The sequence below is a fragment of the Streptomyces atratus genome, from assembly GCF_900119365.1.
In the GTDB taxonomy this organism is placed as follows: domain Bacteria; phylum Actinomycetota; class Actinomycetes; order Streptomycetales; family Streptomycetaceae; genus Streptomyces; species Streptomyces atratus_B.
On sequence record NZ_FPJO01000005.1, the window covers coordinates 214,943 to 226,901 of the forward strand.

Genomic DNA, 11,959 nt, shown 5'->3' on the forward strand with positions numbered 1-11,959 from the left:
CGTCAGGGAACCCAGTAGTTGCCGGATGCGACGATCATCGACTGGAGCTGGACGCTCCCGCCGTAGTAGAGATCCGGGTCGATCGGGGTGGTGGCGAGCTTGTTCCAGAGCGCGTCGAGCCAGGCCTGGGAGCCGGAGTCGGTCAGCGCGGTCACGACGAACGGGGCGGTGAACGCCATGTCGTTGCCGCTGTCGAACACCGAACCGTTCAGGTGGTAGCCGCTGGCGATCTTGTCCGGGTCGCCGCCCGCCTTGGCCTTGATCCAGGTGTTGAGCTTGCGGGCCGCGGCGAGCGAGGCGCTGTCCCCGCTGGTGACGGCGTCGGCACCGATGCGCCACGGGTCGCGGCAGGCGTTCCAGGAGTAGTCGCCGTCGTTGGGGCTTTCGAGCACCTCGCCCGGGGCGGGCTTGGCCGTGGTGTTGGTGTTGACGACGAAGTCCGCCAACAACCCCGTGCTGGATGCGTACTTGGACTGCTGGGAGGTGATCAGGTTCTGGTGCGCGGTACGCACGGTGTCCCAGGTGCTGTCACCGGTGGCGGCCCTGAACGCGCGGAAGTGGTCGATCATCCAGTCCGAGGAGCGGGTCATCCAGTAGTGGGACTCCCCCGAGTCCGACCAGTCGCCGAACAGCATCAGGTGCGTGGTCGGGTTGACCTCGCTCTTCTTGATGGCGTTGATGTGTTTGACCGCGAGGTCCTTGTAGTTGTACGTGCCGGTGGAGCCCCACTGCCTGTCGGCGAGGAGCAGCCCGTAGGCGACGTCCAGGTCCCCGTCGGTCGCCGAGTCGGAGCCGTCGACGCTCTTGCAGGAGGCGTCCTGTTCGGCGGCGAGGAGGTTGGCGTTGTTCACCGAGGGGTGCGCCAGCATGTACTTGACCATGCCGTCGAAGACGGTCTTCGCCTCCGGGTCGGCGCCCGCCATCGTCGCGGTGACGACCATCCCGTAGCCCTGGGCCTCGGCGACGTAGGGGTGGTCGGCGTCCGGCGAGATGACCTCGTACCAGCCGTTGCCGCAGTTCTTCTTCACGAACGCGGACTTCCAGTCGTTGTACGTCCTGATCACGGCCTGGTCGAGTGCCGACTGCGAGCCCGAGGGCTTCAGCATCCCCGCGGCGTACGGGATCGTGTGGCTGCCGAAGGGCACGGCGGGACCGCCGGTGGCGGGGATCGCGGTGTCCAGGTAGTCGAGGTTCGGGCCGCCGTCGGCCGTGGTCGCGGTGGCCCGGACGGTGCTGGTTCCGGCGGGGAGCTGTGCGCCGATGGTCTTCGTCGCCCAGGTGTCCCAGGACCCGGTGGAGCCGAACGGGACTCCGGAGGCGACGACCGTGCCGTTGACGCTGATGTCCAGCGGACGCTCGGTGGTGGTTCCGTTGGCGTAGCGGATGGCCAGCGCGTTGCCGGCCGCGGTGGCGTTCACCGTGAACTCCACGGAGGATCCGGCCACGTTGGTGTAGTCGACGAAGCCGGTGCCGGAGTAGCCGGTGTGGTTGGTCGCCACGGCCGCCTGGGAGAGCTTCGCGCCCTCCGCCTCGTAGCGGGTGTCCGCCGCGGCGGCCGACGGCGCGCCGAGCAGTGGCATCAGCAGTCCTGCGGCGAGTGCCGCTCCGGCGAGGGTCGCTCCGCTCGTGGTGGTACGCATGGGATCTCCTCAGCCCTTGTACTGGACGACGATCTTGGTCACGGCGCCCCGCTCGATGAGGTCCTTGCCGGTGGCGTCGGGGCCGGTCGGGGTGGTCCCCGTGGTCACGTACGTCACGAGGCCGGGGTTGGCGTTCTTGACGATCTTCAGGGCGTCGACCACCCGCTGCCGCACGGTCGCCTTGGAGAACTCGGTGTCCTCGATGTCGATGTCCAGCGCCTTGAGGTGGTAGGCGTTGATCACCTTCTGGTAGGCCCCGGCCGGCGCGGCGGCGCTGGTGCACTTCTCGCCGAGCTTGTCGCCGCTCCAGCCGCCCACCGAGACGACGATGTCACCGCCGGCCGCCCGGATGGAGTCGATGGCGGCCTCGTCCGCGTCCGCGGCGGCATAGGCCTTCGGGAGATGGCCCAGCAGGGGCAGGAGCAGACAGCTGATGCCTGCGAGGGCGGCCACCAAGCGGCGTGGGGGTGCGGCAGGGTGCACGGATGATCCCTTCCGGTTCGGTGTTAGGAAAGGTTCCTGACCGACACTGCATAGGATTCCCTGCGGAGCTTTCTGTCAATGCCTCGCGCGGGCCCAAATCTCAAGCGGCGCAGGCAGGTTGGGCGGAGTACGGAAAGCCCTCGAGGGCGGCGGGCATGCCCCGCCGCCCTGCCGTGCCAGGGCGTTCCGCCTCCTGTTCCCGGGACCGGTCAGACCAGTTGGTACCCACGCATCCCGGTGAGCAGGAGATGGGTGTCCTGCAGCGATCCCGAGGTGTCGCCGAGCGACCGGTAGATGCCCCACTTGGGCCGGACCCGGTCGGCGAGGAGGGTGTCGACGCCGGACTTCGACCTGTCGACGACGGTGGTCGCCCCGTCCTTCAGGATCCAGCGGACCGAGCCCGACGCACCGTCACCGATCGTGATCCGGAAGTCGACGTCGATCCACTTGTCCTGGAGCGGCACGAGGTCGGTGCGGCCGACGAGGATGTCGGCGAGGGGAAGCTTGAGCTCGATGGTCTGCACCCCGCTCACCCGGCGCAGGGACTGCACGACGATCGGCGAGGTGCCGGTGCCCGGCTGCTTCATCTGCATGATGTGGGTGAAGCTGGTGGTCGCCTTCAGCGAGCCGGGAATGTACATGCGGTACGCGACCCGCCAGGTCTCCCCGGGCAGCCACTTGAGGTACGAACTGCCGCTGGTGCGCAGCCCGGTGACCTCCTGGCGCTGGCGGTCCGTCGAGGTGTCCCGGTCGACGGTGTGCATGTTGAACCGGAAGTTGTCGCCCTCGGTGAGGATGTGCGGCTGCCCCGTCGGATGGGAGTCGGCCCGGTCGTCCTCGACGGTCTCGAAGGCACCGAGTCCACCGCTGCTCGCCGAGGGCGACCAGCGCAGTTTCCAGCTCGCCGCGTGCGCGGTGGCGGGGAGCCCGGCGGTCGCGGCGACGGCACCGCCGATGGCCACACCCAACAACGCCCGCCTGGAAGGGTTCGTCACGTCGACCTCGCTCGGAGTCGTTCGCCATGATCTCGGAGTGCACGTTCACAAGAGTGTCCGTAGTTCAGTGACGTGCTCCAGAGTTGCGTGCTGACCGGACGCGGTCAATGCCCTGGACGGATGAGGTCTGCGGGGAATGCTCGGCGGCCGGTGATCGTTGACCGTGGGAGTACCTACCGACGACGTAAGGATCGACCGCTCGTGAGCCAGGTCCCCTCCATCACCCTCAACAACGGCGTCGCGATGCCGCAGCTCGGTTTCGGTGTCTGGCAGGTGCCGGACGACGAGGCCGCGAAGGCGGTCACCACGGCCATCGAGTCCGGGTACCGGAGCATCGACACCGCCGCGATCTACGAGAACGAGCAGGGCACCGGCAGAGCGATCGCGGCCTGCGGTGTCGCCCGGGAGGAGCTGTTCGTCACCACGAAGCTGTGGAATTCCGAGCAGGGCCACGACTCGACCCTGCGCGCCTTCGACGCCTCGCTCGACAAGCTGGGGCTCGACTACGTCGACCTGTATCTGATCCACTGGCCGGTGCCGGCCAAGGACGCGTACGTGGACACGTACAAGGCCTTCGAGAAGATCCATGCCGACGGCCGCGCCAAGGCCATCGGTGTCTCGAACTTCCTCCCCGAGCACCTGGAGCGTCTGCTAGGCGAGACCTCCGTGGTCCCGGTGATCAACCAGATCGAGCTCCACCCGCAGCTCCAGCAGGCCGAGTCGCGCGCCTTCCACGCCAAGCACGGCATCGCGACCGAGGCCTGGTCTCCGCTGGGGCAGGGCAAGGGCCTCCTGGAGGTCCCGACGGTCGTCGCGATCGCCCGGAAGCACGGCCGCACGGCCGCCCAGGTGGTGCTCCGCTGGCACATCCAGACCGGCAATGTGGTGATCCCGAAGTCCGTGACGCCGTCGCGCATCGTGGAGAACCTCGATGTGTTCGGCTTCGAACTGGACGCCGACGACCTGGCCGCGTTCGCCGCCCTGGACGAGGGCAGGCGCCTGGGCCCGAACCCCGGCGAGTTCAACGTCGGCGCCTGAGCCCCGCCATCGCGCCGTTGACGCACACGGGCCGCCGCCCGGCTGCCGAGCCGGGCGGCGGCCCGCCCTGCGGGAGCGGAACCGTAACGGCAGCGGCCAGTGGTGACGGTTGGAGCCGATGCGGGAACATCCCGGGGCATGGGCCGGATACAGACCGGCACGGGGATCTGTGCGGATGCGTGCGGACCATGATGCGAGTGGCCCTTCGGCACCGTGCCGTGCGGGCCTTCACCCACCCGGACCAAGACGGCCCGTCGGCCTCCTGACGGCCGGGACATGGGCGGCGTCTGCCACGCCGGCGCCACGCTCTGCCGCCCCGGTTACCGGGCCCCCGCCGAGGGTCGCAGACCGAGAAACGAATTCGGAAGCCGAATCCCGGAACCGGAAGAGCACCGGCCCGACCGGTGGCCGCGTGCGGCACGGCTGCTCCAGTCGGCTGGCAGTACCTCACCGTCCGGTTTTAGTATGACCTGGCAGGTGTTTGAGATTGTCAGTCGTCGTTCAGGTGCGGATATCCGACCGGAACACTCCGGTCGGATACCCTGACTGGAGCCCCGGCCCGATTACGGCGGGCCGGGGCTCACGTCAACCTGGCGACTCGGTCACCAGTCCCGGCCACCGCCGTCATTCTTGTCGTCGAAGTGACGCTCGATGACGCGGAAGCTGCCCACGACACCGTTCTTGACCCACACACCGCCCTTGACGTGACCGGGGAACACCCCGTCGCTGGAGCTGTGCGGTCCGACGGTGGCGATGGGGGCGCCGTTGTCGCAGGTGGCGCCGCGGAAGACCTCAACGGTCCGGCGGCTGTCGTTGCGGATGTTGAGGCTGTTGGAACCGAGGCCGCTGACCACGGTCACGCAGCCGCCCAGCTCGTCGGCGTACGTCCGCTCGTTGATGTGGATGCGGCCCTCGTAGTGGCCACGGCCCTCGTTGTGGCCCCGGCCCTCATTGCCACGGCCCTCATTGCCACGGCCCTCGTTGCCCTTGCCCTCGTTGCCCTTGTCGACGTCGCCGCCGCCGAGAGCCGAAGCGGGAACGGCCTGCTGGACGGCCTGGGTCGCCTGGGCCGGCTCCGAGGTGGCGGCCGAGGCGTAGGTGATACCGGTGGCGGCCAGGGCTGCAGCGGCCGCAACGGCGGCGGTGACGACGGTGGAACGCGTAATCATTTCGCTTCTCCTGTCTCAGAAAGGTCGGCTGAGCAGTCGACCCGTGGATGAAATTACTGAAGATCTTCATACGTGTCATATCGGACACGTCGAAGGTCGACACCCACACTCCGATCGAGTTACATAAATGCGCCATATGCGATATTCACATAATTCGATGAGCCGCCAATTGCCCTTATTCATAGGCGAATTGATCCGCGATTAGACCGCTCAGGGGACTTCCTGATGCCCACTCACCCTGGCAGCAGCGTGTCTTTTCTTGACACGGCCCGGGCGGCGGCCGGGGCCCGTGAATACCCGTCATCCGCAGCCCCGTCCGCGCCTGGCCGCCACGGGGCCGCGGCGGGACATGGGACAGCCCGGGGACGCGCCGCCCGTCTCCCGCACCGGATGGGAGCCGGGCCCGACCCGGCTCCCATCAGCGCGGTCGCGCGCGGTCAGTCCCGTCGGCCCAGGTGCACGGTGCGTGCCGAGAGCAGGTAGACATCGGGGCGCCGAAGCAGCCCGGCCGGGTCGTCGGGGTCGAGCAGCCGGTCGAGTGCGGCGATGTCCTCGGCCGTGAGCTCCTCCTCGAACATCTGGCGCCGACGGGCGAACTCGGTCACGACATGGTCCCGGGCCCGGTCGGAGAGCGGCGCCGGGAGGTCGAGCAGGAAGCTGCGCGTGCCCTGCGGGGCCAGTCCGACCGCGGTGAACAGGGCACTCCAGTCCTCGGTCTCCCGCGTGGCGCCGGGCAGTGCCGCCCGCATGTCCTCGAACCGGGCCGCGTTGATCGCTTCGAGCCTGGCCTCCAGACCGGGGCGCCCGATGCCGATGTCACGCGGGAGCCGACGGGGCTGCAGCCCGCCCTCGACCAGGGCGACGGTCCCGCCGGGGCGCAGCAGCGCGGCGAATCCGGCCAGGACGGCGCGCTGGTCGCCCATGTGGTGCAGGGCGTTGCCCACCCAGATCAGATCCGCCTCCTCCAGTCCGCCGAGGCCTTCGGGGAGGTCCGCCTCGTGCGTGCGGACCCGGTCGCCGAGACCGAGGCGTTCGGCGTGGTTCCGGGTGCGTTCCAGGAGTGCCGGGGTGCCGTCGACGGCGACGACCTCCGCCTCGGGGAACATCTCGGCGAGCAGGCAGGTGATCACGCCCGGTCCGCTGCCGATGTCGAGCACCCGGCGGACCTTCGGGGCCGTGGGGAGCCCTGCGATCCAGCGAGCCGCCGCCTCGTACTGCGGACGGCTGACCTCGGCTTCCTGCTCCAGCTGCGGCCCCATCACATCCCAGTCGATGTCACCGGCGTCGTGATGATGGCCATGAGTGTGGTCGTGGTGCCCGCCGTGGGCCGCGTCCGGGTGGTGCTGGTGGCTGTGGGCGGTGTTCTGGTGATGACCGTGTCCGGTTTGCTGGCTCATGGAAACAGCGTCACCGCGGGCCGACTCCACGGCAAGTTCTATTGCCGGTTCAGCAAGTCGCTCATTCCGGCCGACGCCGCGCGCCGGCACCCGCCCGAGTCCGGACACATCTCACTCAATGGACACCGGCATATTGCCGGTACGCCGCCGGGTCCATAACTTGCGTTTATGGAGCTGGAGTTGCGCCATCTGCGAGCCGTACGTGCCATCGCCGACACCGGGAGCCTGACCAAGGCGGCCGCGACGCTCGGGCTCGCCCAGCCCGCGTTGAGCGCGCAGCTGCGAAGGATCGAGAAGGCGCTCGGCGGCCCGCTCTTCGACCGCGACCACACCGGCGCCCGGCCCACGCTCCTCGGTGAGCTGGTGCTCGAACGGGCCCGGGTGGTGCTGCCCGCCGTGAGCGAGCTCCAGGAGGAGGCGGTCCGGTTCGCCAACGCCTGGGGGACGATGGAGCGCTTCCGGCTGGGCGGCACGCACGGCCCGCTGCTGGCCGGCCTCGTGGACCGCCTGGTCACCGCGCACCCGGCCGCGCCCGTGTCGACGTACACCTCCTGGTCGGTCGCCGAGATCGCCTCCCAGCTGGTGGACGGACGACTCGACTTCGCCCTCATCGGGACCTGCGGGGAGAGCCCGCCGACCCCGGGGCTGGTGACCCGGCCGATCACCGGCTCGCCGCTGAGCTGGCGCCATCTGCTGGGCTGGCATCCGCGTTCGACGGCGGCCGGCGCGGCGGCGGGCGCGGTGAGCGGGTACACACGGCGGCGTACGCGGAGGCGGTGCAGCGCAGCGCAGCGCAGCGCAGCGCAGCGAGAGCTGTACGCGCTGGCTCGCCGCGCATCCACGGTTCGGCGCGGCGATGTGACCTGCCGCGCGCGTCGCCGTGGCTACCGCACGCCGTGCCCGTCGGCGATCGCCACCACCCGCGCGGCCAGGTTCAGATCGTTCTCGGTGACCACACCGCCCGCGTCGTGCGTGTTCACGGAGAGGGAGACGGTGTTGTAGCCGAGGGTCAGATCGGAGTGGTGGTTCAGTTCGTCCTGGATGGCGGCGACATGCACGGTCAGGCCGAGGGCGGCGAAGTGGGTGTGGAGCCGGTAGGTGCAGGTGATCCGGTCCCCTTCCAGCGACCAGCCGGGCAGTCCGGCCAGACGGTCCTCGATCTCTTGCTGCGACAGCGGTGCGGCGGGCATACGGCGACTCCCTCATCAGTGATCGGTGCCGGTCGGCGGTGCCGGTGACGTTACGGTCTGGGTATGACAACTGTCGCGCTTGACACGGGGGTAGGACCGCTGCTGCGCAGCTGGCGGGAGCAGCGCCGGATCAGCCAGCTGGAGCTGGCGCTCCGTGCCGATTCCTCCGCCCGGCACATCTCTTTCATCGAGACGGGCCGCTCCCGCCCCAGCGAAGAGATGATCCTGCGGCTCGCCGAGCATCTCGACGTCCCGGTCAGAGAACGCAACGCCCTTCTGCTGATGGCCGGTTACGCACCCCGCTACGCACAGACCGCTTTCGACGACCCGGCGCTGGACGCGCTGCGCGAGGGGATGGAGCGGCTGCTCCAGGCGTACGACCCGTATCCGGCACTGGTCGTCGACGGTACGTACAACGTGGTGGCGGCCAATCGGGGCATGGCGACGCTGCTGGAGGGAGTGGCCGAGCACCTGCTCGTGCCGCCGCTGAACGCCATGCGGATCACCCTGCACCCGGAAGGTCTGGCCCCGCGCATCCGTAATCTGCGGGAGTGGCGGGCCGATCTGCTGGACCAGATGGACCGCCAGATCGCCCTGTCCCGTTCGACGGAGCTGCGTGAGCTGTACGAGGAGGTCGCGGGCTACCCCGTACCTGAAGGCACCTGCCCCGGGCCCGTTCCGTCGCTGCCCTTCGCGCTGCCCCTGCTGATCGAGCACGACGGGCGGGTGCTCTCCTTCGTCTGCTCCATCGCGACGTTCAACACACCGATGGATGTGACGGTGGCCGAGCTGGCGATCGAGACCTTCCTGCCCGCCGACCGGGCCACCGCCGACCATCTGCGATACCTCGCCTCCTGAGACGAATTCGAGCGCCGGACAGCCCTTAGACCGACCGGCAATTGGGGGGTGGGTGAAGGAGCGGGGCTGGGTGCGTGCAGCTGCAAGGCGGAGGACTGAGGCAACGCAATGGGGTCTCCCCTGCTCGAGCGAAGCCGAGAGCTTGGGGAAGTTGTTGATTGACGACAACGCGGCAGATGTGCGTGCCCAGCCCCGCGACGCCGCCCCCCAATTGCCGGTCGGTCTTAGACTCGTGCTCCGTTGTCGAGCGGATCCCGGCGCGCCCGCCCCGTACCGGACCGGCGTCCCGGTGCCCGCTTGCGGGCCGGTGGCGGGGCCTTGCTGCTGCGCTCCAGGACGAGGGCGGCCGGCACGGCGGTCAGCACCGAGGAGTACGTGCCGACGCAGATGCCGATGAGCAGGGCGAGGGCGAAGTCCGCGAGGGAGTCACCGCCCAGCACCGCGAGCGCGACGAGGATGAAGAGCGCGCCCATTCCGGTGTTGACCGTTCGCGGGACGGTCTGGACAACGGCCCGGTCGGCGATGGTGGCCAGCGGTACGCGACGGGCCTTCGCCCAGAGTTCCCGCACCCGGTCGAAGACCACCACCGAGTCGTTGACGGAGTATCCGATGACGGTGAGGAGCGCGGCCAGGAAGACGCCGTCGATGGTACGGCCGAGCCAGGCGAAGGCGCCGACCAGGATGATCACGTCGTGGACCAGCGCCCCGACCGAGGCCACGGCGAACGTCCAGCGGAACCGGACCGCGAGATAGGCCAGCTGCACGAACACGGCGATGCCGAGCGCGATCAGGGCATTGCGCCGCAGCTCGTCGCCGAGGCTGGGGCCGATCAGCTCGTCGCGGACCTTGGTCGTCTTGCCACCTTCCTCCGCGAGGGCGGCGCGCAGGGCGTGTTCGCCGTCGTTGTCGAGTTCACCGGTCCGTACGGAGAGGTCGCCCGCCCCGGCCGTGGTGACCTCGGCGTCGCCGAAGCCCGCACCGGCCAGCGCGGTGCGGGCCCGCTCCACGTCGACGGGCCGGCTGGTCGAGTACTCGATGAGCCGGCCGCCGGTGAACTCGACGCCCAGATTGACACCGCGGACGACGATGCCGAGGACCGCGACGGCGACCAGTGCGGTGGAGACCATCAGCCAGCGGCGCGGAAACCGCATCAGCCGGGGCTCGCGGCGGGTCAGCCAGGTGCGTACCCGGCCGGGGAACGCGATGCCGTTGACGCCCCGGTAGGCGCTGACGAACCGGGAGCCCGCAGCGATCTCGGTGAGTGCGCGGGCGATGACGAGGGCGGAGAACATGGAGGCGGTCACACCGATGGCGAGGGTGACGCCGAAGCCCTTCACCGGTCCGGAGCCGAGGAAGAAGAGCAGCCCGGCCGCGATCAGCGTCGTGACGTTGGAGTCGGCGACGGCGCTCCAGGCACCCTTGAATCCGGCGGTCAGCGAGGACCGCAGGGAACGGCCCGGATGCTGTGCGTGTTCCTCCCTGGCCCGTTCGAAGACCAGTACGTTGGCGTCGACCGCCATCCCGATGGCCAGGACGAATCCGGCTAGCCCGGGCAGGGTGAGGGTGACGCCGAGGCCGACCAGGGCCGCGTAGGAGATCAGTCCGTAGGCGGCGAGCGCGACGGCGGCGAGTGCGCCGAAGAGCCGGTAGACGACAGTGATGAAGAGTGCGGTGGCGGCGGCGCCGATGAGGGCTGCGCGGGCGCTGGCGTCGATCGCGGCGGCGCCGAGCGTCGGCCCGACGGTCCGCTGCTCGACGATCTCGACGGGGAGCGGCAGGGCGCCGCCCTTGATCAGCAGGGCCAGTTCGCGGGCCTCGTCCGCGCTGAACGAACCGGTGATCTGGGTGGAGCCGGAGGGCAGGCCGGTGTTGCAGGCGACCGTCGGGGAGACCTGCGGCGAGGAGATGATCTGCTCGTCGAGGACGATGGCGACGCGGCGGCGGTCGTCCTGGACCGGGTGGCAGGCGGCTTCACCGGTCAGCCGGGTCCAGTCCCGGCCTGCCTTCTTGTGGAAGTCCAGGGACACGGTCCAGCCGGCGCCCTGCTGGGCGTCGAACGCCGCGGTGGCGTCCTTGACGCCCGCGCCGGAGAGCCTGGCCGGGCCGAGGTCGAGGGCGCGCCCCTGTTCGTCGGGGAGGGTCGGCCCCGCGCCGGCCCTGTCGTCCTTTCCGCTGCCCGGGCCCTGGACCGCGTGGAAGCTGAGCTGGGCGGTTCTGCCGATGACCTCGGCGGCCTTGCGGGGGTCCTGGACGTCCGGGAGTTCGACGATGATCCGGTCCTCGCCGGAGCGGGTCAGCGTGGGTTCGGCGACGCCGAGCGAGTCGATGCGCTGGCGCAGTACTTCGAGTGTGCGGTCGGTGCTCTCCCGGTCCGCCTTCGCGGTGTCCGAGTCCTTGGCCTGGAGCACCATTCTGGTGCCGCCCTGAAGGTCGAGGCCGAGTCTGGGTGACATGGTCAGCGTGATGAGCACGGAGACGAGCAGCACGGCGGCAGCCAGCACCGCTCGCACCGTGGTGGCGCGAGTCATGGGTTTCCTCCGAGGGGGCGCCGGGCGCCCTCACCTCGGCAGGGGCGGCACGGCGGTTCTGTGGGACGGGACCGGTGGCAGGACCGGTGGCCGGTGAACGGCCGTCCGTGGAGGCCCGCGTACGCCGGGGAGCGCGATGCGCGAGTGGTCGGTGGCACGAGGGGGTGCGGTGGGGGCCGGGCGGTCGGCCCGGTGGGGCGCGTGGACGCCGGGCGCGCCGGGCAGCAGGGCGTCGGGGCCGGGCGGCGGGAGGTGGTGCGCGGTGCGGGCCTGGTCGCTGCCGGCCCGGGGCTGGGGGCGGGGTGCGGTCGGCGGCCCGGACCGGTGGTGGTCGGTGGCCGTGGCCGTGCGGGTGCGCCGGGTGTCGTGGGCGGTGCCCGTGCGGGCGGTCCGGTCGGTGTGCGGGGTGGGCTGGTGGGCGCCGGGGGTGTACGCGGCGGAGGGCGGCACGCCGGCGAACGGCCGGGCGGGGAGTGCGGATCCGGCGGCTGCGGGGGTGCCGCCGACGACAGTGAGGACGGCGAGCAGGAGGGCGGCGAGGAGCAGCCGGGCCGCCTGCGCGGTGCCGTGGTGTGCCGGGGTGCCCGGCCGTGCGCTCGGGCCGCTCCGGCCCCGGTCCGTCGGACAGGCCCCAGGGGGCACGTTCCCCGGGGGCGGCCCC

10 protein-coding genes and 1 pseudogene are annotated in these 11,959 nt (G+C 70.4%); 3 read left to right on the forward strand and 8 right to left on the reverse strand.

The features are described 5' to 3' along the window. Positions 1-2 precede the first annotated feature (2 nt). The 3 genes from BT364_RS11810 to BT364_RS11820 all read right to left on the reverse strand — a co-directional run bounded on the left by BT364_RS11810 (position 3) and on the right by BT364_RS11820 (position 3,118). A complete protein-coding gene (locus BT364_RS11810; protein WP_079179413.1) occupies positions 3-1,640 on the reverse strand; it encodes a glycosyl hydrolase family 8 in 1,638 nt (545 codons plus the stop codon). 9 nt (positions 1,641-1,649) lie between these two features. Continuing rightward, positions 1,650-2,123, reverse strand: coding sequence for a glycoside hydrolase family 18 protein (locus BT364_RS11815; protein WP_256259711.1), 474 nt, complete (start codon positions 2,121-2,123; stop codon positions 1,650-1,652). A 209-nt stretch (positions 2,124-2,332) separates the two neighbouring features. Beyond that, positions 2,333-3,118: a Tat pathway signal sequence domain protein gene (locus BT364_RS11820; protein WP_072485109.1), complete on the reverse strand. Its 786-nt coding sequence runs from the start codon at positions 3,116-3,118 to the stop codon at positions 2,333-2,335. Between the two features lie 201 nt (positions 3,119-3,319). Here BT364_RS11820 and BT364_RS11825 point away from each other — a divergent pair, with 201 nt between their 5' ends. Then, positions 3,320-4,156 carry an aldo/keto reductase gene (locus BT364_RS11825; RefSeq protein ID WP_072485110.1) on the forward strand — a complete coding sequence of 279 codons (837 nt, stop codon included), beginning with the start codon at positions 3,320-3,322 and terminating at the stop codon, positions 4,154-4,156. A 602-nt stretch (positions 4,157-4,758) separates the two neighbouring features. Here BT364_RS11825 and BT364_RS11830 read toward each other — a convergent pair. Next, positions 4,759-5,325 (reverse strand): hypothetical protein, encoded by a 567-nt coding sequence (locus tag BT364_RS11830; RefSeq protein WP_072485111.1) that lies wholly within the window; start codon positions 5,323-5,325, stop codon positions 4,759-4,761. A 437-nt stretch (positions 5,326-5,762) separates the two neighbouring features. Then, the gene (locus BT364_RS11835) at positions 5,763-6,722 is read right to left on the reverse strand and encodes a class I SAM-dependent methyltransferase (protein ID WP_072485112.1); all 960 of its coding nucleotides are present in this window, start codon (positions 6,720-6,722) and stop codon (positions 5,763-5,765) included. Positions 6,723-6,890: 168 nt separating this feature from the next. On the opposite strand from BT364_RS11835, the pseudogene BT364_RS11840 reads away from it, so the two are divergent. After that, a pseudogene (locus tag BT364_RS11840) lies at positions 6,891-7,584 on the forward strand (LysR family transcriptional regulator). 22 nt (positions 7,585-7,606) lie between these two features. Here the strand turns inward: BT364_RS11840 and BT364_RS11845 are convergent. Beyond that, positions 7,607-7,912, reverse strand: coding sequence for a 4a-hydroxytetrahydrobiopterin dehydratase (locus BT364_RS11845; protein WP_072485113.1), 306 nt, complete (start codon positions 7,910-7,912; stop codon positions 7,607-7,609). 63 nt (positions 7,913-7,975) lie between these two features. Between BT364_RS11845 and BT364_RS11850 the strand changes: the two genes are divergently transcribed. Beyond that, the gene (locus tag BT364_RS11850) at positions 7,976-8,770 is read left to right on the forward strand and encodes a helix-turn-helix domain-containing protein (protein ID WP_072485114.1); all 795 of its coding nucleotides are present in this window, start codon (positions 7,976-7,978) and stop codon (positions 8,768-8,770) included. A gap of 224 nt (positions 8,771-8,994) precedes the next feature. Here BT364_RS11850 and secD read toward each other — a convergent pair whose 3' ends face one another. Next, positions 8,995-11,298, reverse strand: coding sequence for a protein translocase subunit SecD (secD, locus tag BT364_RS11855; RefSeq protein WP_072485115.1), 2,304 nt, complete (start codon positions 11,296-11,298; stop codon positions 8,995-8,997). 30 nt (positions 11,299-11,328) lie between these two features. Continuing rightward, positions 11,329-11,940, reverse strand: coding sequence for a hypothetical protein (locus BT364_RS11860; protein WP_072485116.1), 612 nt, complete (start codon positions 11,938-11,940; stop codon positions 11,329-11,331). Positions 11,941-11,959 lie beyond the last annotated feature (19 nt).

Coding starts and splice junctions, on each gene's coding strand:
- BT364_RS11810 (WP_079179413.1), bottom strand. CDS start 1,640: ATGCGTACCACCACGAGCGGAGCGACCCTCGCCGGAGCGGCACTCGCC.
- BT364_RS11830 (WP_072485111.1), bottom strand. CDS start 5,325: ATGATTACGCGTTCCACCGTCGTCACCGCCGCCGTTGCGGCCGCTGCA.
- BT364_RS11835 (WP_072485112.1), bottom strand. CDS start 6,722: ATGAGCCAGCAAACCGGACACGGTCATCACCAGAACACCGCCCACAGC.
- BT364_RS11845 (WP_072485113.1), bottom strand. CDS start 7,912: ATGCCCGCCGCACCGCTGTCGCAGCAAGAGATCGAGGACCGTCTGGCC.
- BT364_RS11850 (WP_072485114.1), top strand. CDS start 7,976: ATGACAACTGTCGCGCTTGACACGGGGGTAGGACCGCTGCTGCGCAGC.
- secD (WP_072485115.1), bottom strand. CDS start 11,298: ATGACTCGCGCCACCACGGTGCGAGCGGTGCTGGCTGCCGCCGTGCTG.